The organism is Methylobacterium sp. 092160098-2 (assembly GCF_028920805.1).
Taxonomy (GTDB): Bacteria; Pseudomonadota; Alphaproteobacteria; order Rhizobiales; family Beijerinckiaceae; genus Methylobacterium; species Methylobacterium fujisawaense.
Genome location: NZ_JAQPZJ010000002.1, coordinates 738,487 through 762,522, shown reverse-complemented (window position 1 = coordinate 762,522; position 24,036 = coordinate 738,487). Strand labels below are relative to the sequence as shown.

The 24,036-nt window shown below is 64.4% G+C and carries 21 protein-coding genes and 2 pseudogenes; 7 read left to right on the top strand and 16 right to left on the bottom strand.

Features of this window, described 5'->3' with window-relative positions:
- Positions 1-2 precede the first annotated feature (2 nt).
- From PQI07_RS29100 to PQI07_RS29090, 3 genes are read right to left on the bottom strand one after another with little or no spacing between them, the layout of a single operon-like run.
- Positions 3-1,475, bottom strand: a complete 1,473-nt coding sequence (locus tag PQI07_RS29100; protein WP_274928397.1) for a nickel-dependent hydrogenase large subunit — start codon at positions 1,473-1,475, stop codon at positions 3-5.
- Positions 1,472-2,509, bottom strand: coding sequence for an NADH-quinone oxidoreductase subunit B family protein (locus PQI07_RS29095; RefSeq protein ID WP_274928396.1), 1,038 nt, complete (start codon positions 2,507-2,509; stop codon positions 1,472-1,474). Before PQI07_RS29095 ends, PQI07_RS29100 begins: the two co-directional genes overlap by 4 nt.
- Positions 2,510-2,513: 4 nt before the next feature.
- Positions 2,514-3,812: a sensor histidine kinase gene (locus tag PQI07_RS29090; RefSeq protein WP_274928395.1), complete on the bottom strand. Its 1,299-nt coding sequence runs from the start codon at positions 3,810-3,812 to the stop codon at positions 2,514-2,516.
- A 170-nt stretch (positions 3,813-3,982) separates the two neighbouring features.
- On the opposite strand from PQI07_RS29090, the gene PQI07_RS29085 reads away from it, so the two are divergent.
- Both PQI07_RS29085 and PQI07_RS29080 read left to right on the top strand, forming a co-directional pair.
- Positions 3,983-4,333: a hypothetical protein gene (locus tag PQI07_RS29085; protein WP_274928394.1), complete on the top strand. Its 351-nt coding sequence runs from the start codon at positions 3,983-3,985 to the stop codon at positions 4,331-4,333.
- A 64-nt stretch (positions 4,334-4,397) separates the two neighbouring features.
- Positions 4,398-5,376, top strand: a pseudogene (locus PQI07_RS29080) (Tn3 family transposase); the annotation flags it as partial.
- A gap of 47 nt (positions 5,377-5,423) precedes the next feature.
- Here PQI07_RS29080 and istB read toward each other — a convergent pair.
- The 5 genes from istB to PQI07_RS29055 form a co-directional block, all read right to left on the bottom strand.
- A complete protein-coding gene (istB, locus tag PQI07_RS29075; protein ID WP_274928184.1) occupies positions 5,424-6,218 on the bottom strand; it encodes an IS21-like element helper ATPase IstB in 795 nt (264 codons plus the stop codon).
- On the bottom strand, positions 6,208-7,737 hold the full coding sequence (gene istA, locus PQI07_RS29070) for an IS21 family transposase (protein WP_274928183.1): 1,530 nt from the start codon (positions 7,735-7,737) through the stop codon (positions 6,208-6,210). Before istA ends, istB begins: the two co-directional genes overlap by 11 nt.
- 97 nt (positions 7,738-7,834) lie before the next feature.
- Positions 7,835-8,944, bottom strand: a complete 1,110-nt coding sequence (locus PQI07_RS29065; protein WP_274928393.1) for an N-6 DNA methylase — start codon at positions 8,942-8,944, stop codon at positions 7,835-7,837.
- Complete coding sequence (locus tag PQI07_RS29060) at positions 8,941-9,627, bottom strand: DNA adenine methylase (protein ID WP_274928392.1); 687 nt, start codon at positions 9,625-9,627, stop codon at positions 8,941-8,943. The genes PQI07_RS29065 and PQI07_RS29060 overlap by 4 nt, the downstream gene beginning before the upstream one ends.
- Before the next feature lie 150 nt (positions 9,628-9,777).
- Positions 9,778-10,722: an IS630 family transposase gene (locus PQI07_RS29055; protein WP_274928391.1), complete on the bottom strand. Its 945-nt coding sequence runs from the start codon at positions 10,720-10,722 to the stop codon at positions 9,778-9,780.
- Positions 10,723-11,255: 533 nt separating this feature from the next.
- Between PQI07_RS29055 and PQI07_RS29050 the strand changes: the two genes are divergently transcribed.
- The 3 genes and pseudogenes from PQI07_RS29050 to PQI07_RS29040 all read left to right on the top strand — a co-directional run bounded on the left by PQI07_RS29050 (position 11,256) and on the right by PQI07_RS29040 (position 14,025).
- Entirely contained in the window at positions 11,256-12,128 is an 873-nt protein-coding gene (locus PQI07_RS29050) for a hypothetical protein (RefSeq protein WP_274928390.1), read from the top strand.
- A 152-nt stretch (positions 12,129-12,280) separates the two neighbouring features.
- A pseudogene (locus tag PQI07_RS29045) lies at positions 12,281-12,910 on the top strand (transposase); the annotation flags it as partial.
- Between the two features lie 185 nt (positions 12,911-13,095).
- Complete coding sequence (locus PQI07_RS29040; RefSeq protein WP_274928389.1) at positions 13,096-14,025, top strand: IS110 family RNA-guided transposase; 930 nt, start codon at positions 13,096-13,098, stop codon at positions 14,023-14,025.
- A 281-nt stretch (positions 14,026-14,306) separates the two neighbouring features.
- On the opposite strand, the gene adh is transcribed toward PQI07_RS29040, so the two are convergent.
- The 8 genes from adh to PQI07_RS29000 form a co-directional block, all read right to left on the bottom strand.
- Positions 14,307-15,830 (bottom strand): aldehyde dehydrogenase, encoded by a 1,524-nt coding sequence (gene adh / locus PQI07_RS29035; RefSeq protein WP_274928388.1) that lies wholly within the window; start codon positions 15,828-15,830, stop codon positions 14,307-14,309.
- 642 nt (positions 15,831-16,472) lie between these two features.
- Positions 16,473-17,225, bottom strand: a complete 753-nt coding sequence (locus tag PQI07_RS29030) for an SDR family NAD(P)-dependent oxidoreductase (RefSeq protein ID WP_274928387.1) — start codon at positions 17,223-17,225, stop codon at positions 16,473-16,475.
- A gap of 123 nt (positions 17,226-17,348) precedes the next feature.
- Complete coding sequence (locus tag PQI07_RS29025) at positions 17,349-17,504, bottom strand: hypothetical protein (protein ID WP_274928386.1); 156 nt, start codon at positions 17,502-17,504, stop codon at positions 17,349-17,351.
- 48 nt (positions 17,505-17,552) lie between these two features.
- Positions 17,553-18,143 (bottom strand): DUF4142 domain-containing protein, encoded by a 591-nt coding sequence (locus tag PQI07_RS29020; protein WP_274928385.1) that lies wholly within the window; start codon positions 18,141-18,143, stop codon positions 17,553-17,555.
- Positions 18,144-18,163: 20 nt separating this feature from the next.
- Positions 18,164-20,074 carry a nitric oxide reductase activation protein NorD gene (locus PQI07_RS29015; RefSeq protein ID WP_274928384.1) on the bottom strand — a complete coding sequence of 637 codons (1,911 nt, stop codon included), beginning with the start codon at positions 20,072-20,074 and terminating at the stop codon, positions 18,164-18,166.
- A gap of 3 nt (positions 20,075-20,077) precedes the next feature.
- Positions 20,078-20,890 carry a CbbQ/NirQ/NorQ/GpvN family protein gene (locus PQI07_RS29010; RefSeq protein ID WP_274928383.1) on the bottom strand — a complete coding sequence of 271 codons (813 nt, stop codon included), beginning with the start codon at positions 20,888-20,890 and terminating at the stop codon, positions 20,078-20,080.
- Between the two features lie 45 nt (positions 20,891-20,935).
- Positions 20,936-22,297, bottom strand: a complete 1,362-nt coding sequence (locus tag PQI07_RS29005) for a cbb3-type cytochrome c oxidase subunit I (RefSeq protein WP_274928382.1) — start codon at positions 22,295-22,297, stop codon at positions 20,936-20,938.
- 11 nt (positions 22,298-22,308) lie between these two features.
- Positions 22,309-22,761 (bottom strand): c-type cytochrome, encoded by a 453-nt coding sequence (locus PQI07_RS29000; RefSeq protein WP_274928381.1) that lies wholly within the window; start codon positions 22,759-22,761, stop codon positions 22,309-22,311.
- Positions 22,762-23,015: 254 nt separating this feature from the next.
- Between PQI07_RS29000 and PQI07_RS28995 the strand changes: the two genes are divergently transcribed.
- Together PQI07_RS28995 and PQI07_RS28990 are read left to right on the top strand one after the other, a co-directional pair.
- Positions 23,016-23,519, top strand: a complete 504-nt coding sequence (locus tag PQI07_RS28995) for a cytochrome c oxidase subunit 3 (protein WP_274928380.1) — start codon at positions 23,016-23,018, stop codon at positions 23,517-23,519.
- Positions 23,516-23,788 carry a cytochrome C oxidase subunit IV family protein gene (locus tag PQI07_RS28990; protein ID WP_274928379.1) on the top strand — a complete coding sequence of 91 codons (273 nt, stop codon included), beginning with the start codon at positions 23,516-23,518 and terminating at the stop codon, positions 23,786-23,788. Before PQI07_RS28995 ends, PQI07_RS28990 begins: the two co-directional genes overlap by 4 nt.
- Positions 23,789-24,036: the final 248 nt, after the last annotated feature.

Sequence of the window (24,036 nt, the reverse complement as noted above, 5' to 3'; positions counted from 1 at the left end):
GCTCAGTGCACCGTGCAGACCATGCAGGGATCGAACGAGCGGACGATGTGCTGCACCGCCACCGGCGTGGTCTCGCCCTGCCGGATCGGCGCGCCGACGAGGGCCGCCTCCAACGGTCCCGGCACGCCCTGCGCGTCGCGCGGCGAGAAGTTCCAGGTGGTCGGCGCGATGATCTGATAGCCGGCTATGCGGCCGTTTTCCACCCGCAGCCAATGGCCGAGCGCGCCGCGCGCGGCCTCGGTCAGCCCGGCCGCGCGGCCATAGCCGGGCATCACCCCTTGCGCGCACCACGGCTCGCCCGGCCGCATCTGCCGCACCCACAGTTCCATGGCGATCAGCGTGCGCGCGGTCTCGACCAGTCGCGCGACGACGCGGGCGAGCACGCTGCCGCCGCCGCGCGCGACGATGTCTCGGACCAAGGGATGGCCGTCGACCATCTGCCGCGCCAGCGCGCCGGTCTCGAACGGCAGGCCGCCGAGGCGCGGCGCCTTGCACCAGGTGTAGCCGGTCTCGTCGTCGGCATCGGGCAGGGTCGAGCCGTCGAACGGGTGGTGCGGGCGGGTGCGGCCCTCCATCCGGGCGTTGGTGTGGTCCTCGGTGATGGCGGTGGTGTCGACCGCCGCCGACCCCTCGCCGGTGAAGATGCCGCGCGCGTAGAGCGGGGCGCCCGCCCCCGGATAGGCGCCGTAGCTGAGATAACGATCATAGGCGTGGCCGAGACGGTCGAGCTCCAGGTCGGCGGCGATCTCCAGGAACAGGCGGAAATCACCGTCCGGAGCGCTCGCTCGCCAGCGGTCCAGCTCCTCCAGCGAGGCGAGTTCGGCCACCGCCTCCAGCTTCGCGCCATAGAGCCCGTCCTCCAGCGCCCGGCGCACCGCGCTGAGCGTCGCCAGCAGCCGCATCTGGTCGCGCGCGTCGGCCCCGCGCGTCACCCCGCCGGGCTGCAGCGCCAGCGTGTGCGGCCAGCGGCCGGCGAGCAGGCCGAGGACGTGCAGCAGCGTGGTTCGGGTCTCCAGCGCCCGCCGCACCGAGGCGCCGTGCGAGGCCTTGAAGCGCGTCTCGGCGCGCGCGAACCACGGCCGTTCCGCATAGATGGCGCGGGCGAAGTCCGGCATGAAGAAGACGTGGAAATGGGTGAGATGGTCGGCGACGTTCTCGGTGGCGACGATGAGATTGGTGGCGACGCGGCCGTTCTCGGTCGGCCCGATGCCCTGCACGCCGGCCAGCGCGAGCGCGGCGGCGTGCGACTGCGACACCGAGCAGATGCCGCAGATGCGCGGGGCGATCACCAGCGCGTCACGCGGGTCGCGCCCCTCCAGGATGCGCTCGAAGCCGCGGAACAGCGGCGACGATACGAACGCCGCCTCGACCCGCCCGCCCGAGGCCTCCAGCCGCACTTCGAGATCGCCCTCGACCCGGTTGAACGGACCGACCACGAGGCGGGTGGTGCCGTCCGTGGGTGCGTCCTGGCTCATCGCCGCTTGATGTCGCGCACGGTCGGCGGCGTCACCACATGGTCGCTGGTGGCGTTGGCGCGCAGCCGCTCCGGGGTTGCCGCCTTGGCCAGCGAGGAGAGCGCGACGAACCACGCCTTGGGCATGTCGGTGGGCAGGCCGACCGGGATGCCGGCGATCTTCGGCGTCTCGACGAAAGCGTGGCCGGGCTCCTCGAATTCCGGCGCGGTGCAGTTGATGCAGGCATAGCCGCCGCGCGTGCAGGAGCCCTCGCCGTTCCACAGCCGCGTGTTGCAATCGGCGTGTGCCTGCGTGCCGAGGCAGCCGAGGTGCTCCATCATGCAGCCGAGATCGCTCATCTTCTCGGCGCTGGCCTTGTACTCGTAATATTCGTTGCGCGGGCAGCCATGGTGGACGAGGTGGTCGGCGTAGAAGCGCGGGCGGCGGTAGACGTCGAGATCGTCCGCCTTCAGCAGGCCGACCGCCAGCAGCATCAGCGTCTCGGTCACCCAGTTGGGATGGGTCGGGCATCCCGCGACGTTGATCACCGGCATGCCGGAGCGCGAGCGGAAGGCGGCGCCGAGCGCCCCGCCCTCGCGGCGCCCGTCATATTGCAGGCCGCAGGCGTCGGTGGGGTTGATGCCGGCCGCCGTCACCCCGCCATAGGCGGCGCAGGTGCCAACGGCGACAACGTTCTCGGCCACGGCCGCCAGCCGGCGCACCCATTCGATGGTCGGCACGCCGGTGCCGGCGAGGATGTGGAACCGCCCGGTGTTCTTCGGCCCGCGCAGCATGGCGCCCTCGACGCAGAGCGCGTCGAGCCGGATGTCGCCGGCGAGCACCCGCTCGAACAGGGCGAGCGCCTCGGCTCCGGTCTCCTCCGACAAGGTCGGGTGCCAGAGCATGCGGATATTGGCGCTCTCCAGCGTGGTGGCGAGGTCGGGTGCCTCGGCGCAGAGCATCGACATGGTGCAGCCGCCGCAGCCGCCGGACTGGATCCACAGCACATTGAAGCTCGCCGAGATGGCTCGTGCGGATATGGCTGGTGCGGACATGGCTTCAGTCCTTCTGCGCCGCCGGCAGAGTGAGCGTCATGACCGCCCCGCCTTGCGGATGATTGGCAGCGGACAGCGCGCCGCCGTGCTCCTGCACGATGCGGTAGCTGATCGACAGGCCGAGCCCCGTCCCCTTGCCGACCGGCTTGGTGGTGAAGAACGGGTCGAAGATACGCGAACTTATCTCCGGGGCAATGCCCGGTCCGGTGTCGCGGATGATGAGCATGACATCATCCTCGCCGCGCCGGCCCTCGATCTCCAGCCGGCGCGTCGGCTGACACTCGATCGCGTCGACCGCGTTCTGCACCAGGTTCATCAGCACCTGGTGGATATGGCCGGGATGGCCGACGGCATGGAGCCCTTCGGGGACATCGAACCGGGTCTCGATCTCCGGCATCTGCGCCTTCGTCACCCAGTCGAGCGCCGAGCGCACCAGCGCGGCGAGGTCGAAGGTCTCGCGCGCCTCGCGCCGGTCCGCGGAGAAGCGGCGCAGGTCCGCGACGATGTCGCGCACGCGCTCGGCACCCTCCAGCATGCCGTCGAGCGTGCCCTCTATGTTGGCGAGTGTGGTGTCGATCTTGAGTTCCGCTCGCAGCTTCGCCAGCCGGGTGTCGTCGGCGCCGCGATGGACGGCATCGAGATAGGCGGTGAGCCGGCCGCTATAGCGCTTCAGCGTGTGGGCATTGCCATAGACGAACGAGATAGGGTTGTTCAGCTCATGGGCGACGCCGGCGACGAGGCGGCCGAGCGAGGCCATCTTCTCCGAATGCACCAGCTGCTGCTGGGCCTGCTTCAGCCGCTCATGGGCGGCGGCGAGGTCGCTATAGGCCTGGCGCAGTTCGCCGATCGGCCGGCCGACCAGCACGATCCCGACCGAGCGCCCCCGAGAATCGAAGCGCACCGCGCCGTTCACCGAGACCGGCAGCTCGCCGTCGGCGGTCAGGAAGGTGAATTCGCGATCGGTGATGCGCTGGCGTCGCTCCACTGCGGCGAGCACGTCGGCGAAGCTGGTAGGCGAGCTGTCCGCCAGAAGGTCGGCAACCCGACACTCGGTGAGGCTGCGCTGGCGAGGCCCGAAGATGCGCTCGGCGGCGAGATTGACCTGCTCGATGCGCCCGTTGAGGTCGCAGGCGATCAGCACGTCGGTCATCGAGGCCATGACGCCGGCGATGAAGGCCTGCGCCTCTTCCAGCGCCGCGTTCTTCTCCTCGAGCGCGACCTGCTGGGTGACGAGCTCGGCGTAGGTCTCGTCCATCTTCTGGATCACGGCGATCCATGCGCCGTCGGCCTCGGCCGCGATCACGGGATCGCGCCCGGCGGACAAGGGCCGCGCGGCGTGTAGGTCGCCAGGTCTTTCGCCAGTGTGCTGTTCCGACACCTCGAACACCGATGCTTGTGTGAGCGGCACTCACATTACGATGAAGAGGTCAACGCAGGCAACGATGCCGACGATGTTCGCCTGGCGTTGAGCGCGTGACCTTCGTGACCATTTCACGTGAACCCGCCGCCGAGCGGCTGCTGCCGCAGATGAAGTCAGAGCCCGGCGAATTCGTCGCTGGCACCTATGAGCGCGGCTTCACGTTCGCGACCGCTGCGCTTCTGCAGCTCCCAACTCGACCATATATCGTCGCTGACCCGAATGCCGCAGGCCGAGGCGTTGCGGGCCATGGTGCTCGACGCGGCGCGCCCGGGGGTGGCGTCGAACATGGCGAGGCGGGTTTCGCCAACCCGCATCCCCCTTGGCCGCGCGGGGGCATCATCATGGGCGGCATGAACTTTATGCCGCGCAACACGAAATACGGGCACCTGATGGGCGATGTCTAGCCGATGCTTGGGAGGCGGGGTCACACGGGAAGGCTTTTTCTATGCCTGGGAAGCAGAGTGGCGCACGACGTCGTCATCTGATGGCCAATTCTTCCGAGCAAGCGACCGAGCCGTAAAGCGCGGAGATATTAATCTACATTACGGCAGTGAGCCTGGATCGAAGTTCTACTGCCATCTGTCAGATCAGTACGGCTACTTCAGCATCTTGCCCATTAGCCCGACCGAAAGCGAGGCTGCCTATGTGCTCGACGGACTATTCGATCAGGACACAATCCTCGAAATACAGGAGAACTTCACCGACACCGGCGGCGCGAGCGATCACGTCTTTGGGCTATTCGCTCTGATCGGCAAGCGGTTCGCACCACGACTGCGCAATCTCAAAGATCGGAAGTTCCACACGTTCGAGAGAGGCGATGCATACCCGGCACTGTCGAACCACATCGGGGTGCCGATCAACACCACCCTGATCCTCGATCACTGGGATGATCTGCTTCATCTGGCGGCATCGATCACCACCCGTGCCGTTGTGCCCTCTACGATCTTGAAGAAGCTCTCGGCATCACCGAAGTAAAGCCAACTGGCCAAGGCTCTTCGGGAACTCGGCCGCATCGAGCGGTCGCTCTTCATGATCGAATAGTACTCGAACTCGACATTGCGCCGGCGCTGCCAAGCCGCCTCAACAAGGGCGAAGCAGCGCACAAACTCAACGCGCAGTCTTCTTCCATGAGCGTGGCGAACATCGCGACCGGTCGTTCGAAAGTCAGGCATTCCGCGCATCGGGCCTCAATCTTGTCGTCAGCGCGATCGTCCACTGGAACACGGTCTATCTCGACCGCGCGGTCAAAGAGCTCAAACGAGCGGGAAGGAACATTCCAGATCCCCTGTTGAGGCATACCTCGCCGCTGAGTTGGGAGCATATCAACCTGACAGGCATCTACACCTGGGACAGCGAGCAACATCTCCCGGAAGGCTTCAGATCGCTTCGCCGGTTGGGCTATGGCGTGCCGCATAACGTTCCTGTGTTGATTTCCGTCGAGAAGTGACCCTGGATTTCCACTGAGAACTGACCCGGGCTGATGGTGGTGTTGGGTCAGGTGGCGGTCAAGTTTCGCGGCTTCTCCCTGGTCGGTTTAGGTGGCTTTGCCGAGCTGCTCTTGAAGCGGAAGCTGTCGTTGCCGGTCTCGAGGATATGGCAGTGGTGGGTGAGCCGGTCGAGCAGGGCCGTGGTCATCTTGGCATCGCCGAAGACGGTCGCCCATTCGGAGAAGCTGAGATTGGTGGTGATGATCACGCTGGTGCGCTCATAGAGCTTGCTCAGCAGGTGGAACAGCAAGGCGCCGCCCGAGGCGCTGAACGGCAGGTAGCCTAGCTCATCGAGGATGACGAGGTCGGCATGGACGAGGCGGCTGGCGATCTGACCAGCCTTTCCCTGTGCCTTTTCCTGTTCGAGGGCGTTGACGAGCTCGATGGTGGAGAAGAAGCGGACCCGCCTGTGATGATGCTCGACGGCGTGGACGCCGAGAGCCGTGGCGATGTGGGTCTTGCCGGTACCCGGCCCGCCGATCAGGACGACGTTGTGCGCGTCGTCGAGGAACTCGCAGCGATGGAGCTGGCGCACGAGCGCCTCGTTGACCTCGCTGCTGGCGAAGTCGAAGCCGGCGAGGTCGCGATACGCCGGGAAGCGCGCGGCCTTGAGCTGGTAGGCGGTTGAGCGCACCTCCCGCTCGGCAGTCTCGGCCTTCAGGAGCTGTGAGAGGATCGGCATGGCGGCCTCGAAGGCCGGAGATCCCTGTTCGGTGAGTTCGGCTACGGCTTGCGCCATGCCGTGCATCTTGAGGCTGCGCAACATGATGACGAGGGCTCCGCTGGCCGGATCATGACGCATGGCGCGCCTCCCTGGCCCGGCGCAGGGCGTCATAGCGTTCTACATTGGCCTGAGGCTCGGTAGTCAGCGTGAGGGCGGCAGGAGCCGGGATCGTTGGCGTGCTCAGCGGCGTGCCGTCGATCAGTCGGTGCAGCAGGTTGAGGATGTGGGTCTTGGTCGGCACGCTGGCCTGCAAGGCGAGTTCGACGGCCGTGAGCACGACCTGCTCGTCATGCTGGAGGACCAGGGACAGGATCTCCACCATCTCGCGGTCACCGCCCGGCCGCTTGAGCAGGTGCTGCTGCAACGATCGGAACGCCGGCGGCATCTCGGCGAAGGGCGCGCCGTTGCGCAGGGCGCCGGGCTTGCGCTGAACCACGGCCAGATAATGGCGCCAGTCATAGACGGTCCGGCTGTGACGATCATGGGAGCGTGCGAACACCCTTTGATGCTCGCAGATCACCTGTCCCTCGGCGACGACGACGATCCGGTCGGGATAGACCCGCAGGCTCACCGGGCGGTTGGCGAAGGAGGCCGGCACGCTGTAGCGATTGCGCTCGAGATGGACGAGGCAGGTCGGGGAAACACGCTTGGCGTGCTCGACGAAGCCGTCGAACGGCCGCGGCATCGGCATCAGGTGGCGGATCTCCTCAGCCCACACATCGGCGATCGAGCCGGGTTGCGCGCCGTGCTCGATCTGTGTCCATAGCTCCCCGCACCGGGTCTCCAGCCACGCGTTCAAGGCCTCCAGCGAGGGGACGTTCGGCATGGGTTGCCACAGCCGATGACGGGCATCCTGTACGTTCTTCTCGATCTGCCCCTTCTCCCAACCGGAAGCCGGATTGCAGAACTCCGCCTCGAACAGGAAGTGGCTGACCATGGCCGAGAAGCGGATGTTGACCTGGCGCTCCTTGCCCCGGCCGACCTTGTCGACGGCCGTCTTCATGTTGTCGTAGATGCCCCGCCGCGGCACGCCGCCCAGCACCCGGAAGGCGTGGTTGTGGGCGTCGAACAGCATCTCGTGGGTCTGCAGCAGGTAGGCTCGCAGCGTGAAGGCGCGGCTGTAGGACAGCTTCACATGAGCGACCTGCAGCTTGGTGCGCTCGCCGGCGATGATCGCCCAATCCTCCGACCAGTCGAACTGGAACGCCTCTCCGGGCACAAAGGCCAGGGGCACGAAGGTGCCGCGGCCGCTGGTCTGCTGCTCACGCAACCGGGCTGCCTTCCAGTCCCGGGCAAAGGCCGCCACCCGATTGTACGACCCCTCATAGCCCAGCGTCACCAGATCGGCGTGCAGCTGCTTGACGGTGCGCTTGTGCTTGCGCGACTTGCCGCCCTCGACCCGCAGCATCGCCGCGAGCTTATCGGCATAAGGATCGAGCTTGCTCGGCCGGTCCGGGACATGAAACCGGGGCTCGACGCTGTCCGCTCGCAGGTATTTGCGCACAGTGTTCCGTGAGAGGCCGGTGCGGCGGGATATCTCCCGGATCGAGCACCGATCCCGATGATGCCAGCGCCGGATGACGCTCAATAACTCCATGTCGATCACTCCGCTGTCCCCCGCGTGTGCCGCGTGAGACGTGGTGAAAACATGGGTCACTTCTCGATGGAAAAATCCCCGCCTGCCGGGTCAGATCTCAATGGAAATCAACACCCTGGACGAGAAACAGACCCGAGCCGCAGGTTGGGTCGAGGATGCGCGCGCGCCCGTCGAGGCCGTCGAATACCGGATCGAGGGCCATGTGCACGAGTTCGACCGGTGTATAGTGCAGGCTCTGTTGCCGCGACAGGGTTCCGGCCGCCCGCTGAGCAAATTCCTCGTAGACCGAGCTAATGAGTTCGATCGGTATGCTATCGAAGCGGAAATTAAAGAGCCGAAACTGGCCTTTCTGCTTCTTAAGTAGGCTGACATCCCCGACGAAATCCTGCAAGGGTCCGAGATGTTCCGCTCTGATATTCTTGCCAACATTTTCCGGGAATACGTCTCCGTTGAATTTCTCGTGCAGCCATTTGAATAGTTCTTTGGCGCGCGATAGATCTTGATAGATGTACGAGAGATCCGCGGGAAGGCGCTTCGGAAGCAGCGGCTGGGCGATGCCCCGGGCTAGAAGATAGCGCGCGAACAGCGTACAGAGCACGAGTTCTTGGCACAGGTCGCGTTCGTTCTTCTGTGCCGTGATATCTCCCTCGAGATCCGGGCCGGCAAGAACGAGTTGGCGCTCGAGTTCTGCGATCTCGCGCAGGAGCACTTTGTCGACCCGCTGACGCCGGTCGACGTGCTCGGCGAGCGAGGATCGCCAGAATGCGCCGGTATCGAGGGAGATGCGTCCGCATGCCTCATCGAGCTGTCGCATCTGCTCGTCGATCGCGTGGTCGAACGTTCTGACTGGTCCCTTCGCCGCCGTCGGACCGATACCGCGGAAGCTGTCGTAGACGCGCACGTCCGTCGGCGTCACGATCCAGAGCAGAGGGGCGATCCCGAGGTTCCACGCACGTTCGGCCCATTGGTCGAGCGTGTCCTGATCGGGCATCTCCGATCCTGCATCCTTGATCAGCAGCATCGGGCCGTCGACGGTCTCGTAGACGGCGTCGACGACCAGCCCGGCGCGATCGGAGAAGGCGGGTTCCAAGCGCAATGTGTCGGCATCGTAGCCCGTGGCAAGCCCCTTCACGGGCTCCCATGAGGTCTCCGTCTTTCGAAGATAACCGGTACGGGCCAGGACGTCGCGATAGGGGTTCGTGCTCATGGCTCGCGTCCCAGCGCGCGCCGGATGGCGTCGCCGTGCGCGATCGCAAGATGCTCGAAGACGGCTTGGCGCTCGTGGCCGTCCATTCCGTCGATCCGCTTCAAAAGGGTGCTGCGGCGACGGCGAACGGCTTCGCGCTCTCTGAAATCGCGCCCGAGGTAGGTATGATCATGCAAGGCAGCGGGCTCGGGAAAGTTGAGCCACAGGACTTCGGTCCGTGCGCCGACGTGGCTGTCTCCGACGAACTCCAGTCGTCGCCAGCCTTCCAGCATGTCGTCGTACAGCGCCGACGGATAGCCGCTGACCATGACGGCGCAAGGTAGCGTGACGAGAAGCCTGAGCAGCTCGACATGCTGGCCGTCGGTGTAGTCGTGTCGATACACGCGCGCACGCCGCCGCGTCGCGGCGAGGTAAGGTGGGTCGGCGTAGACGAGTTCCTCACCGGTGAAAGCGAACGCGCGCAGGAAGGTACAGGCATCGTCCTGCACCAGTTCGAGGTCCGTGTGCGCCTGCCACGCTGTGATGACGGCGGGATCGACGTCGATGCCGATCGTCCGTCTCGCGGGCCGCTTGGCTCGCAGCACCGCGCCGCCTCCCAGGTGCGTCTCGATGTAGGTCTGGTGAGCGGGCATCTGGGCGATGATCTGCCGATAGCAGCGGCCCTTACCGCCTGGATAGCGCATGACGATGCATCGCTGTTTCTTGCGATGCAGTCAACAGGCTATCTATCGTTTTGCGCTGGCTTGAGCGAGATCGCTGTGACAACTCCGCCTCCTGAAGCAGGCGGCTTCTCAGGACAGCTCCGCAACCCGCCCGCTTAGAGCGGCATCCGATCAGGTTGCGTCGTATCCTGCAGCGGCAAGGTAGGCTCGACATTCAGCTGGCGCGAAGCGGGTTAGGCTGCGCCGTAGGGCATCCCAGAGGTCTGGGATGGTTCGCGCCGCCGCACTGCGCAGCAGCGCCTTCAGCTTCGCAAAGGCCATCTCGATCGGGTTGAAGTCGGGCGAGTAGGCCGGGAGGTAGAGCAGCCGGGCTCCCACCGCCTCGATCCGCTCGCGGACGCCGCTGACCTTGTGAGCCGGTAGGTTGTCCATGACGACCGTGTCGCCGGGCTGGAGCGTCGGAGCGAGCACGTCGGCCACGTAGGTGCGGAAGGCCTGCCCGTTCATGGCACCGTCCAGCAGCCAGGGGGCGGTGATGCCGCTGGTGCGCAGACCCGCCGTGATAGTGGTGGTTTTCCAATGGCCCTGCGGCACGCTCATCCGGCAGCGTTCGCCCCGTGGAGCGCGCCCGTAGCGCCGGGCCATGGCGGTGTTGGCTGCGGTCTCGTCGATGAACACGAGGCCATCCGGGTCGAGGTCGAGTTGGCCCTCGAACCACGCCTCGCGCGCAGCTCTCACGTCCGCCCGGTCCTGCTCGACCGCGTGCCCCGTACTTTTTTCGTGAGATGCCGTGGCGCTTGAAGAAGCGCGAGAGGCTACTCTGGGCCAAGCAGATGCCGTGCTCGGCCAGAGCCGCACGGAGTTCGTGCAGGTAGATGCCGGGCTGCGCCTCGAGAGGGAGACGATCAGGTCGGCCTGCGCCTCGATCTGGTGCGAGCGCAGATCGCCGCCCATCGGCTTGGGCGCGACGTGGCCCTCACGGGCGAAGCGCTCACACCACCGACTGGCGCTCGCTAGGCTGACCCCAAAGCGTTCGGCAGCTTTGTGCCGGGAGGCGCCGGCCGCGACGGCATGGACCACGCGCTGACGCAGATCGACGGACAGAGCTGAGGACATCGGCGCTCTCCTTCGCCGACCAACCCGTCACCTCGCCAGCCGTTTCATCACGCTCGGATGGTGCTCTAGCTTATGATCGACGGCCACAGATCTCGATCGTCCGACAGGGATCCAACCACATGCGCCCGCCCAAGCCACGCGCTGAGATCAACTTGTTCTCGACCTGTAACCGTGATACAGGAACGTTACCGGGAGTAAATCGATGGCCGCACGTGATCGGATCGCAAAATATCGCTCCGTGGGGGGCGGCGCCGAACTGGCTCGGGTCGAGGTACTCGTTCCGGTCGACGCCAGGCAGCACATCCTTGAAGAGGCAGCTAGGCTCCGGGCCGCTCATAGGGGGAAGCGATCTTTGACGCGGGCCGAATTGGATCTGTTCGACGAAGCCCAACGACGGTTCGGCGCCCGGTGCCTTTGGAATTGCACGCCAACCCGTACAGTGGAGGGCATCCGGGCGGTGGCAGCACGCCTCAAGGCGCATGGCGACATGACGGCTTGGCGCTTGGCACTGCGGATTGAGGAGGCAACCGCAGATGCCGCTTGACGAGTTCCAGAAGAGCGTTCTTCAGGTCTTAATGCCCCTCAGGACCCCGCAGAGCGTATTCGCCGGAGGCAGTGTCCTCCAGAGGCATGGACACAGGCTATCCAACGACCAGGACGTGTTTCACGGCCAAGCGATCGATGTCGGTGAGACCGCGGACCGCGATTGTCAGGCGCTTCGCGAAGCTGGCATGAACGTAGATTTCGAAGCGCGCCACGAAGGCCTCGTGGAGGCGCTCGTAAGCCACGAGGAGTTCGGGTTCACGAAGATCCAGTGGGTCGCCTCGGGTGCATGGAATTTTTTCCAGCCCGTTCCGGACCCAATCTTCGGCTACCGTCTCCACATGGCGGATATCTGCATCAACAAGGCCCTCGCGGCTGGAGGTCGCCGTGTTGTGAGGGACTATGTCGACCTCGACCTGATCCACGCCCATGTGATGCCATTGTGGCTTGCGGTGTGGGCCGCGCCCGGAAAGGACGAGTCCTGGACCCCGGTGAAACTGCTGGAGAAGATCGCAGCCACAAATCAGTTCAGGCAGGCGGATCTGGACGAGGAGGTGACGTCCACCGTCGATCTCACGATGGGGGAGATCGGAGCGCGAATCAGGGATGCGATCGAGGAGGCGCGCGAGATCTTCAAGCACTTGCCCGGTCAAACCGCGGGATGCTTGTTCGTCGATACGAATGGCCGCCCCGTAAAGGATATAGCGCGGATCCTAGCCAAAGGTACGGACGTAACGACCATCGAGGTGGCGGCCGGAGGCATATGGCCATCCGGTCCCGATATCGACGCGACTTTAATCGAGAGCCTCATCGAGACGTATGGCTGGGATGGGCAGGCGGACCAGCCAACCCCTAGGGTCTGATGAGGGACCATGACGCGGCCATCGAGCGGGATGGCGCAGTCTCTCCGCTCGCCGCGCTCGGGGATGCATCTGTACGGTCGCGTGCAAGAGGTCGACTGAGGGTGCCGAGTCCCGCGGGACGGTTCCCACAGCAAGGTTCGGATGTCGGTAAGCCGGTCAACATCGTCGTCAAGGCCGCCGCCGAGTTCCGCGACAAGACCACCGCGCCCAACCAGCTCTGGCAGACGGACTTCACCTACCTGAAGGCCGTCGGATGGGGCTGGTACTACCTGTCGACGGTGCTGGATGACTTCTCGCGCTATATCGTGGCGTGGAAGCTTTGCGCAACGATGCAGGTCAGCGACTTCACCGCGACGCTCGACCTGGCGCTGGCGGCCGTCGGGCTCGACCACGTGCCGGTGGCGCACCGGCCACGGCTGCTCACCGACAACGGATCGAGCTATCTCGCCAGCGATTTACCGGACTGGCTTGGCTGCCGGGGCATGACCCATATCGGTGGCGCGCCCCGTCATCCGCAGACCCAGGGCAAGATCGAGCGCTGGCACCAGATGCTCAAGAACCGCATTCTGCTCGAACACGCCTACCTGCCCGGCGAACTGGAGGCGCGTGTGGCCGCCTTCGTCGAGCACTATAGCCATCTCCGGGCTCACGAGAGCCTGGGCAACCTCACTCCCGTTGACGTCTACTTCGGTCGAGGAGAGGCCATCTTGCGTGAACGGTCGCGGATCAAGCGCCAGACCCTTATGGACCGCCGCTTGCGCCATCACGCGCAGGCTGCCTAACCTCTTGTAACTTGATCCCACCCGCGTCGGGTATGCTCCTCGGCGCGGTGGCGGGTGAGAGACCGTTAGCCTCTGGGGCCACCAAGCTCGCAAGTGAGCCAGGGTCCTCGCCCGCCGTTCCATCGAACCCGAACAGTCGCTTGGGCCGCTCGACGCGAAGCCCGCTTGCGCAAGGATGGGATCAGATGGACGCTCCTGTTGTCGGGATCGATGTGGCTCGTGACCGCCTCGATATTCACGTTCATCCCGCGGGAGCAAACTTCGCCGTTGATCGTACGACCGAGGGCGTGGAGCAACTGTGCGAACGCCTCCGGCCCCTGAAGCCGAAGCTCGTCGTCCTAGAGGCGGCCGGCGGCTTGGAAGCCATGGTGGCAAGTTCTCTCACCACCTGGGGGCTGCCAGCCGTGATCGTGAACCCAGCACAGGTCCGTGCTTTCGCTCACGCGTTGGGCCAACGTGCCAAGACCGACCGCATCGACGCCACCGTGATCGCCCGGTTCGCAGCGGCCACCAATCCGCCCGTGCGCGCTCGGGCCGATGCCGAGACTCAGGCGTTGGCTGATCTCGTCACGAGACGCCGTCAGATCGTAGGACTGATCGCGTCTGAGCGGCAGCGAGCGAGCCAAGCTCCATCCTGCATTCGAGACAGCGTCCGGCGCGTCATAGAGGCGTTGGAGCAGGAGCAGGGTGTGGTCGACCGCGCGATTGATGCAGCGGTAGACGGGTCCCTTGCATGGCGCAGGAAGGAGACCCTTCTGACCTCCGTTCCTGGTGTTGGACCGACGATCGCACGAACCCTGATCGCAGATCTGCCCGAGCTTGGAAGCCTCAACGGAAAGCAAGTCGCCGCACTGGTCGGCCTGGCCCCTTGGACGCGGCAATCCGGTCGGTGGCGCGGGAGAAGCTTTATCGCGGGCGGTTGCGCGCCTGTCCGCACGGCGCTGTTCATGGGGGCCCTGGTGGCCAGCCGTCACAACGCCACGCTGAAAACCTTCCGTGACCGGCTCATCGCGGCCGGCAAGCCCAAGCTCGTCGCCCTGATTGCCACCGCTCGAAAGCTGATCACAATCCTCAACGCCATCTTGAGAGACGGAACGCCATGGCAAACCGCTTGACCGACAAGACAGTCGCTCAACCCAGGTGGACCAGAGCCTCCGTTCCTGAGCACCGCAAACCGTCTCAAATCATCTGACGACGGACAATCGGGCTCCGAGGCACTGTGACGACCCGCAGACGATCCAGATAAGGACGCCGGGGAGGCCAACGACGGCTGCGTGTCCGAAGGCGCGTGCCTGGGGTCGAGGTCACTCGCTGCGTGCGTTCGATAAACGCGTGAGAAAGCCCCGGCCGCTAGGCCGGGGCTGAAGTTGCCTCGGGGGTTAACCCGGAAAGAACCTCAGAAGAATCCGAGCTTCTTGGCCGAGTAGCTGACCAGCATGTTCTTGGTCTGCTGGTAGTGGTCGAGCATCATCTTGTGAGTCTCGCGGCCGATGCCGGACTGCTTGTAGCCGCCGAAGGCCGCATGGGCCGGATAGGCGTGGTAGCAGTTCGTCCAGACTCGGCCGGCCTGGATCGCCCGGCCGAAGCGGTAGGCGCGGGTCCCGTCGCGGGTCCACACGCCGGCCCCGAGGCCGTAGAGCGTGTCGTTGGCGATAGAGAGCGCCTCGGCATCGTCCTTGAAGGTCGTGACCGATAGGACCGGCCCGAAGATCTCCTCTTGGAAGATGCGCATCTTGTTGTGGCCGCGGAACACGGTCGGCTTCACGTAGAAGCCCTCGGCGAACTCGCCGTCCTTGACGTTGCGCTCGCCGCCGGTGAGCAGCTGGGCGCCCTCCTGCCGGCCGATGTCGATGTAGGAGAGGATCTTCTCCATCTGCTCGCCCGAGGCCTGGGCGCCGATCATCGTAGCCGGATCCAGCGGCGAACCCTGCGTGATCGCCTCGACGCGCTTCACCGCGCGCTCCATGAATCGGTCGTAGATCGATTCGTGCACGAGCGCGCGGCTCGGGCAGGTGCAGACCTCGCCCTGGTTGAGGGCGAACATCGTGAAGCCCTCAAGGGCCTTGTCGAAGAAGTCGTCGTCCTCGTTCGCGACGTCGGCGAAGAAGATGTTCGGCGACTTTCCGCCGAGCTCCAGCGTCACCGGGATCAGGTTCTGCGACGCGTACTGCATGATGAGGCGGCCGGTGGTCGTCTCACCCGTGAAAGCGATCTTGGCGATCCGCGGCGAGGAGGCGAGCGGCTTGCCGGCCTCGAGGCCGAAGCCGTTGACGATGTTGAGAACGCCCGGCGGCAGCAGGTCGCCGATGATCTCCATCAGCACCAGCACGGAGGCCGGGGTCTGCTCGGCGGGCTTCAGGACCACGCAATTGCCGGCGGCGAGCGCCGGGGCGAGCTTCCACACCGCCATCAGGATCGGGAAGTTCCACGGGATGATCTGGCCGACGACACCGAGCGGCTCGTGGAAATGGTAGGCGACCGTGTCGTGGTCGATCTCGGAGATCGAGCCCTCCTGCGCCCGCACGCAGCCGGCGAAGTAGCGAAAATGGTCGATGGCCAGCGGGATGTCGGCGTTGGTGGTCTCACGGATCGGCTTGCCGTTGTCCCAGGTCTCGGCGAGCGCGATCAGATCGAGGTTCTCCTCCATCCGGTCGGCCATCTTGAGGAGGATGCGGGCGCGCTCGGCCGGCGCGGTCTGGCCCCAGGCTTCCTTGGCCGCATGGGCGGCGTCGAGCGCCTTCTCGACATCCTGCGCGTCGGAGCGGGCGACCTCGCACACCACCTTGCCGGTGATCGGCGAGGTGTTCTCGAAGTAGCGGCCCGCCGCGGGAGCGACCCACTGGCCGCCGATGAAGTTCTCGTAACGGGCCGAGAAGGGCGACTTGACCTTGGCGTCGCTGAGGAATTCCGGCTTGTTCATGGTGTCTCCTCACTGGTTATCGAACGAGTGCTCACGAGGGTACCGAGCGCTTGCGGTCTTGGAAGCGGAAGGTCGCCCGAGGCGCCCCAGGCACGTCGATGCCGCGAGGCAGGCAATGTCCTCTAAACCAACCCGTGCGGCCGCATTTTGATCGGGATCAATCCACGCGGTCCGGCCTTAGGAACCATGCCGCCGCCTTCCCCGGGTCGGCGGGGGATGGGTCCGCGGCGCCTGCAAACTCGCCTTGGTGAGGGTCGGGGGCAGGTCGGGGGCCGCTCCCGACCGGGGCCACGCGGCTCGTCAGCGGCCCTCGGTGTTCAGTGCCTCGGCAGCTTCACAGGCTTAAAGCTCTCGCCGTGCGGGGCACGGACGTTGCAGGGAGGCGGTGGTGAACCGGCCGATCCGCGGTGCGGGGCAAGCCGGGCGGGCGAAGATGGCGCGTCTAAGGGTCGAGGAGCGGTCGGACCGGGCGTCGCCCTGTGACGCGCGCCGCTGAACCGGCACCTTCGAGTGGACAACTTCGGGCGCCGCCCGAGACTTTACGCGGCCTCACACCGCATGACGCCCTCTGCGAAGCCTGTGCCGCCGAGTCCGATCGCTTCAGGGTCAACCCGCCCCGGCAAATGCCGGGACCGAATATCGCTAACCGACGGTATAGCCCCCATCTACGACAAGCTCATGCCCGTAGATGTTCTGGGCTAGATCGGATGCGAGGAACAGCGTCGCGTCCGCGACCGATCCAGGCGCCCCGAAAGCGCCCGGAAACAGCCGCGTGGTGACGCTGGAGGCGACTTGCCCTAGCACATCGTCCGGCAGGCCGACCTTACCCCACAGCGGCGTCGCGATCGGCCCAGGAGCAACAGCGTTCACGGGGATGCCTTGCGGCGCTAATTCGGCGGCGAGCGTTTTGGTTGCCGAGGTTAGGGCTGCTTTGCTCGCGCTGTAAACTGCCAATCCCGGGAAGCCGACCTGCACCAGGAATGTGGTGATAAAGACGATCGACCCGCCCTTACGGATATGAGGAAGGAAGAGGCGCGCCGTCTGCAGAGCACCGACGAAATTGACTGAAAATTGCTCGTGTACCGCCCGCTCGTCGGTCTCGGCAAAGGATACAACCTTAGCGATTCCCGCATTCGGCACGACAACATCGACCGTACCAAAGCGTTTCACGCTGGCTTCGACCAAACGTTCCAAATCGGCCTGTACAGTCACGTCGCCAGCGATCGCGAGCACGCGGCCCGGTGTCCGCTCGACGATCTCCTGAAGGCTCGCGGCCGTCCGCGCGAAGATCGCTACGGCGGCCCCTTCGCTCAGGAAGCGTTCCACGATCGACTTTCCAATCCCGCTGCCGCCACCCGTGACAACGGCGACCTTACCGTCCAGCATCTGGCTCATGGTTCAACCTCAGGGATGTTGGCGCGACGGCTTGCCTCAGAACCGATATGCATCTGAATGCGGACGACCCTACCAAAGCCGATACCCTCGCGCGCAGGTTTGCGTGGCGAACGCGCGCTCTGCTCATTGCGAGAAGAACAGGACGGCGGCGAAAATCGCCGCCAGCGCGACCGCGGCAATGGCCGCGGTCGTTCCAAGTGCCCCGGCGCGATTGAGCGTCAACGCCATCGCGCCGATCAAGGGGACGGTGATCAGCAGCCCAATCTGCGCATCGTTCATCGACTCGCCTCGTGGCCGGCGAAAGGTCACCAATTCCGGCCGACTTTATCAATATTGCGGCGGCTGCTTGATGGTTTCGATGGCGACCCCGCGCGCAGCACCGAGCCGTTTGGCCTGATCGAAATCGCGCTGCAACTGGTTCATCGTCGTTATGGCGAACTTCGACAAATCCGTGCCAGCCGCGTTGGACGCCTGCTGTTGGTAGATCTTCACCAGCGCGAGATGGGTCTGAAGCTGCCAGTTGAGATAACTGCGATCGAACTCTTCGCCGGTAAGCCCGGCGATCCGTTGCAACTCCGTCGTCCACCACTCCCTAGAGGGATGGGGTTGCACGGCGCCCTCGTTCTGCTGCGCCAGCCGGCCGACGGCATTTCGCAACTTTCCATGCTCTGCGCCAATGGCCCGTCCGAAGTCCCTCACGGCAGGATCAGAAGATTTCTCGGCCAACTTTCCCGCCTCAACTTCGGCCTCGCTGAGATTTGTCGCCCGACTGAGGAACTGGCGATCCTCGAGCGGCAATCCCTGCCCCGCCTGCGGCGGGACGCGAGGGCTCGTGTCGGGACGGATGTTGTTTTGGGCAAGCGCCGCAACACTGGTCAGAGACACGGCGAGCAGGGGGATGTGAAGCCACTTGCGCATGATCAGGTCCTAGGCTGGGATCAACTCGTGATCTGGCGGTAGATCGCTGGAAGGGCGGCCGGCATCCGGGAGATGTTCGGGAAAATCGCGTAAGCGCTCCGCCCGAAGATATAGGGGAAGTAGTCGTGAGCGTGCTCGTCGACTGTTACTCCGAAGACCCGGATGCCGGACTCCCGCGCCTCGCGGATGGCCATGCGCGTGTCCTCGATACCGTACCGGCCTTCGTAGTGGTCGATGTCATTCGGCTTGCCGTCGGTCAGGATCAGCAGGAGGCGATGGCGATGCGGGCGCTCGCTCAGCTTCGTCACAACGTGGCGGACAGCCGCGCCGATCCGCGTGTATTGGCCCGGCCTCAGGGCCTGGATGCGGCGGATGGCGCGGGCGTTCAGCGCTTCGTCGAAATCCTTCACGGTCGACACACTAACCCAATGGCGCCGTCGCGACGTGAACGTGAACACTGCATGCTCGTCGCCGCAGGCCGTCAAGCCATGCGTGAGCGCAAGCAACGCGCTCTTTTCAACGTCCAGAACCCTGCGGTCCTGGATCCAGGCGTCGGTCGAGAGCGAGACGTCCATCAGAACGGCGAGCGAGAGATCGCGGGCAGCGGCGCGAGAACTTACGAAGACGCGCTCCGTGCCTGCACCGCCCGCCTGGCGGTCAGCCATGTCCCGTACCAGCGCGGAAAGGTCGAGATCGTCGCCGTCCGGCTCTCCGTGGAAGATCTGCCGCTTCGGCCTGAGGGCCTCGAATTGACGGCGCACCTGACGAATACGGCGCTGCATCTCCGCGTCCGGGAACCAGTCCTCTCCCTCCTCGGAAGCCGAGCTCGCCAGCACGCGGCAATAATTGGGCCGGTACGCCTGCCGCTTCCAATCCCACTCGGGATAGGTCAGTTCGGCATGGATCGGTTCCGGCTCCGTTTCGCTCGGCGCGAGATCGAGATCGAGCTTGAACCGCGTGGCGGCTCGCTTCTTGTTCGAGCCGATTGTCAGCTCCGGCAGGTCCTCGAGCGCCTGTCGCGCCCCCTCCTCGTCGTCGTCGTCCACGCCGCGATTGACGTTGACCATCTCTGAAATGCTGAAGATCGTTTCAAAGCGGTGGAGGAGGAGAGGATCGCTGCGCTCGCTCTGGTCCGATAATCGCCGCGCGGCCTGCCGGCGCCTCGGATCGGCATGGACATACCCGCCGCTTTCCTCCGGCGCATCGGAGAGCCGCGGCCCGCCTCGCCCTCCTAGCACGTCGCCCCAGATCGGCACGGGCAGATAGGTCTGATATCCCCTTGGCGCGACAAAACCGGAAACCGGTCCATCAGCCCGCAGGGCTGCCAGAAGGCCGTCCCAACCATGCGGTGCAGCGGGCCCACCGAGAAGCGACTGAATGGCCGCCTCGAGCACAGCTTCGCGGGCGGGGAGCAACCGGCTCGGCCGCGCCTTCAGAGAGGCTGCGCTCAGACGTGCGTGAAGCGGCTCAAGACCCGGCCAACGAGCGAGCGTCGCGTGCGTGGTAGCGAGAGCCGCTCGAAGACGAAGGATGTCGTTTTCCAGCGGATCGTTCCCGGTGACGGGCGGTCGCGCATGGGCGAACCAAGCCGCAAGCCACTCATATAGAGCCTCGTTCTCGGCGCGTTCTGGGAAGACGTCCAGAGTAGTCGGGAGACGAAGCGTGCTGTCGTCGAGGACCGCCCTGTCGAGCTTCTCGCGGCCGAGGCCCACCCGCTGCTTGAGATTGAGCCGATGCCCGGATTCGAGCGGTGCGCCGGACGCAATCCGGATCGCGCCATCCCCACCGAGCGCGCGGAACATGACCCCGATTCGGCCCCGGACGGCGTCGAGCTGCACCGCTGCATTGGGGTGGCGGCGGTAGGTGGATGCGCCGCCGACCAGCCGATGCCAAAGCTTCCCGACGCTCTCCTCCGGCTCGAATAGCGACATAGGTCAGCCCAACGCGATATCGGCCACGCGCAACAGCCCCTGCTTCACGTCCGGATCGTCAGTGAGCGGTTCGATCAGGGCGGCGAGGACGGCGCTGGCCGGCTTCATGCCTGCCTTGATCAGGCTCGCACAGTAGATAACGAGACGGGTCGAGGCGCCCTCGTCCAGATCCTTCCCCTTGAGATCGCGGAGAGCGTTGGCGAGCCGGATCAGGGCCGCACATCTGTCTTGCGGCAGCCCACTCTCCCGCGCAACGATGGCGGCTTCCACCTCCGGTCGAGGGAAAGTGAAGTCCATCGCCAGAAAGCGCTGCCGCGTGGATGGTTTCAGGCTCTTGAGGACGTTCTGATAGCCCGGATTATAGGAGACGACGAGCATGAACTCAGGTGGGGCGTGAAGAATTTCCCCAGTCCGCTCCAACGGAAGCGTTCGCCGATCATCCGTGACGGGATGCAGCACTACCGTCACGTCCTTGCGCGCCTCGACCACCTCGTCGAGATAACAGATCGCGCCCTCGCGCACCGCTCGGGTTAGGGGCCCGTCGGCCCATACCGTGTCGCCGCCCTTAAGCAGGTAGCGACCGGTCAGGTCGGCGGCGGTCAGGTCGTCGTGACACGAGACGGTGTAGAGCGGGCGGCCGAGCCGCGCCGCCATGTGAGCGACAAATCGGGTCTTTCCGCATCCAGTCGGTCCCTTGATCAGCACAGGCATGCGCTGACGGTAGGCCCGTTCGAACAGTTCACATTCGCCGGCCGTCTCTTGATAGAACGGGATGTCGTCGGCTTCGACGGTCGACAGGATGGAAGATCGCGCCATCGTCTCTGCTCCGGGGGAGCGGGCCCTGCCCGCTCCCTTTTGGGTCTACTCGGCCGGTTGCGGCAGCGGGCGCATGGGCGCGACGAGGCGCTCCGGCTTGTCTTCGCGTGCTGGACCGAAGATCGAGTATAGGTAGAGCAGGGCTGAGATGGCGACGAAGACACCCGTCCCGAGCCTCATCCAGTAGAAGAGGTTCAGCTGCTCCTGCACCTCCATGTAGCTCATTCCCATCACGCGCTGCAGGTGGACCTGTACGACGCCCGCAAAGGTCAGCGTGAAGGTCATGAACGACATGGCCGACGTCATGATCCAGAAGCTCCACATATTGAGCACCTGATTATAAGGTTGCCGGTTGCGCAAATAGGGCATCGCATAGGTGATCATCGCTAAGTTGAGCATTACGTAGGCGCCGAAGAAGGCGAGGTGCCCGTGCGCCGCCGTCACCTGCGTGCCGTGGCTGTAATAGTTGATGAACGACAGCGTGTGCATGAAGCCCCACACACCAGCCCCGAAGAATGCGCCGACCGTGCAGCCTAGAGACCAGAGCATTGCGGCCCTGTTCGGGTGATCGCGCCGACCCTTCCACACCATGGTGAACGCAAAGATGACCATGGCGAAAAAAGGCGCGATCTCAAAGGTCGAGAAGATACTCCCGACCCATTGCCAATATCCGGGCGCGCCGATCCAGTAATAATGGTGCCCAGTGCCGAGGAGGCCTGAAAACAGGGCAAGGCCAACGATGGCATAGAGCCACTTTTCGATGACCTCTCGGTCCACGCCTGTCATTTTGATCATCAGGAACGCGAGTACGGACGCCATTACTAGCTCCCACACGCCTTCGACCCAGAGATGAACAACGTACCACCAGTACATCTTGTCCAGAGACAAGTTGGCTGGGTTGTAGAAGGCGAACAGCCAGAAAATCGCAATGCCCCACAGCCCGAGCAGAAGCACGTTCGTGACCGCGGTCTTGCGACCTTTGGCGACTGTCATTGAGATGTTGTAGAGGAAGATCAGCGCGACGACGACGATGCTGATCTTGATCCAGAGAGGCTGCTCGAGAAACTCGCGGCCCTCGTGCACGCCGAAGGCATAACCGATCACCGCCGCAAGCGCGGCGAACATGAGGAGGCCGAGCTGCACATAAGCCAGCAACGGGCTCTCGATATCCCTCTCGGTCTCTTCGGGAACCAGGTAATAGGCGCAACCGAAGAAGCCCATCAGCAGCCACACGATAAGAGCATTCGTGTGTATCATGCGCAGAATATTAAATGGCAGCGTCTCTGCCAAGAAATTCGGCAGTACGTAGACGGTTCCAGCAAGAATACCTACCGTCAACTGTACCGAGAAAAGGATCATCGCGCCGGCGAAATAGTAATAGGCGACCTTCTGTGTCGCATACTTCATCTCTGATCTCCTCACCCGGCGTCGTTGGGCGGCCAGCCCTGCTTGTTGGTTCGGCTTGCCCACGAGAGGAAGTCGACCAAGTCGTTGAGGTCCTGATCGTTCAGGTGAAAATTCGGCATTTGCCGGCGCCCTGGAACGCCGCTCGGCTGCGACTGCATCCAGGCGATTAGCGCGGCGCGCGCGCCCCCGGCATCCTTTGGCCCGCCGTAGCGGACCCAGACGTTGCCAAGCTCTGGCGCGAAGTAGGCACCCTCGCCGTGAAGCGAGTGGCAATTGATGCAGGAGTTGCGCTCCCAGACGTGCTTACCGCGGGCCACGCTGTCGGTTAGGCCTGCCGCGTCTGTGCTCGTTCGGACAATGTAATAGTGGCTATGCGCGGTCAAGGCGATGAAAGCCACGAAGAAAAATGCCGAACCGCCGTAGAAGATGTTTCGGGCCGCAGCCTTGGTGAAACGCTCGCTCATGACGGACCAACTCCGCTCGAATCAGCCAATCGTGCCCTCCTCGGTTCCTGCCCCTCGCTTCGGGAGAATCGCGGAACATCTCTCCTGCCAGCGCGTGTGGACCGAGTCTTTGCGCTGGAACAAATACCGGCGCGCTATCCGGCTTTATCATTGCGCCCGATAAGACCATGAACGCTCCCCCGCAAAGCGCTCCCGCTCCGTCCTCTCAGGCCGAAGACGATTGGGGACCACTATCCGGATTGCCCGGAAATCCCATGATGTGGATTCTCATTTTGGGAGAGCTTGGCGTCTTCGGTGCCTTTTTTGTCGGCTTCGCCATCGCGCACGCTCTCAACCCGGCGGGCTTCGAAGCGTCACAGGCGCGGGTCGACCGCGTGCTGGGCGGCATCGCCACCATCGTCCTTGTAACCAGCGGCTGGGCGGCCGCTGTTGCGCTGCAACGAAAGCGCTCGGGTCACAGCCCGAAACCGGCTCTAATCGGCGCTATGGTGTTAGGGCTTGCCTTCCTGGGCACCAAGGCCGTCGATTATGCGGACAAGTTCGCGCACGACATCGACATCGATACCAACACTTTTTGGACTCTCTATTTTCTGATGACCGGATTCCACGCGATGCACGTCGTGCTCGGGATCATCATATTGAGCGTCGTCTATTTCAAAGACAGTACGGAAAATCTGGAGACCGGGACAGCATTCTGGCATATGGTGGATCTGATTTGGGTAATTCTTTATCCTCTCGTCTATTTGCTTCGAGCATGAACAGCCCTCTCGCCCGTGCCTGGCTGGTGCTTATTTTTCTCACCGGCATTGCTATGTGGACCGGCGGGCCGAGCGGCGAGGCGCATTTGGGCACGCTTGGCATCGGCGCGATTGTGGTGGCGTCCGGCTTCAAGGCGGTGTCGATCCTGCGCAATTTTCTGGAGCTGGAGCGCGCTTCCGCGGGATGGCGGTTTGCGATCTACGGCTACGTTGCTGTGCTCGGCGGGATCATTTTCGCCGCGTATGCTGTGCTAACCGGCTCAACCTGAGCGGCCGGCATTGGACCGGGCTGATTGAGAGGTTCAGCTGGACCAGAGGGCCAGAGGAGGAGATGAGGAGAGGACAGAGGCCGAGCGCGAAGTCTGGCGAGGGCGACCAGGCCAAAATCACGGATATCTGCGACCTCCAGCTCGCCGGCTCGCATACCTATGGCTTCCTCGCAATCAACCCCTTTAGATTAGACACTTGGCGCGACCTCGTCTGAAGGCCGGCGCGCGCCAAACTGAGTTGCGGCTGC

Coding starts and splice junctions, on each gene's coding strand:
- PQI07_RS29005 (WP_274928382.1), bottom strand. CDS start 22,297: ATGAAGTATGCGACACAGAAGGTCGCCTATTACTATTTCGCCGGCGCG.
- PQI07_RS29020 (WP_274928385.1), bottom strand. CDS start 18,143: ATGCGCAAGTGGCTTCACATCCCCCTGCTCGCCGTGTCTCTGACCAGT.
- PQI07_RS29065 (WP_274928393.1), bottom strand. CDS start 8,944: ATGAGCACGAACCCCTATCGCGACGTCCTGGCCCGTACCGGTTATCTT.
- PQI07_RS29050 (WP_274928390.1), top strand. CDS start 11,256: ATGCCGCTTGACGAGTTCCAGAAGAGCGTTCTTCAGGTCTTAATGCCC.
- PQI07_RS29030 (WP_274928387.1), bottom strand. CDS start 17,225: ATGAGCCAGATGCTGGACGGTAAGGTCGCCGTTGTCACGGGTGGCGGC.
- istB (WP_274928184.1), bottom strand. CDS start 6,218: ATGCGTCATGATCCGGCCAGCGGAGCCCTCGTCATCATGTTGCGCAGC.
- PQI07_RS29010 (WP_274928383.1), bottom strand. CDS start 20,890: ATGGCGCGATCTTCCATCCTGTCGACCGTCGAAGCCGACGACATCCCG.
- PQI07_RS29040 (WP_274928389.1), top strand. CDS start 13,096: ATGGACGCTCCTGTTGTCGGGATCGATGTGGCTCGTGACCGCCTCGAT.
- PQI07_RS29025 (WP_274928386.1), bottom strand. CDS start 17,504: ATGAACGATGCGCAGATTGGGCTGCTGATCACCGTCCCCTTGATCGGC.
- PQI07_RS29095 (WP_274928396.1), bottom strand. CDS start 2,509: ATGTCCGCACCAGCCATATCCGCACGAGCCATCTCGGCGAGCTTCAAT.
- PQI07_RS28990 (WP_274928379.1), top strand. CDS start 23,516: ATGAACAGCCCTCTCGCCCGTGCCTGGCTGGTGCTTATTTTTCTCACC.
- PQI07_RS29060 (WP_274928392.1), bottom strand. CDS start 9,627: ATGCGCTATCCAGGCGGTAAGGGCCGCTGCTATCGGCAGATCATCGCC.
- adh (WP_274928388.1), bottom strand. CDS start 15,830: ATGAACAAGCCGGAATTCCTCAGCGACGCCAAGGTCAAGTCGCCCTTC.
- PQI07_RS29000 (WP_274928381.1), bottom strand. CDS start 22,761: ATGAGCGAGCGTTTCACCAAGGCTGCGGCCCGAAACATCTTCTACGGC.
- PQI07_RS29055 (WP_274928391.1), bottom strand. CDS start 10,722: ATGTCCTCAGCTCTGTCCGTCGATCTGCGTCAGCGCGTGGTCCATGCC.
- istA (WP_274928183.1), bottom strand. CDS start 7,737: ATGGAGTTATTGAGCGTCATCCGGCGCTGGCATCATCGGGATCGGTGC.
- PQI07_RS29015 (WP_274928384.1), bottom strand. CDS start 20,074: ATGTCGCTATTCGAGCCGGAGGAGAGCGTCGGGAAGCTTTGGCATCGG.
- PQI07_RS29100 (WP_274928397.1), bottom strand. CDS start 1,475: ATGAGCCAGGACGCACCCACGGACGGCACCACCCGCCTCGTGGTCGGT.
- PQI07_RS28995 (WP_274928380.1), top strand. CDS start 23,016: ATGATGTGGATTCTCATTTTGGGAGAGCTTGGCGTCTTCGGTGCCTTT.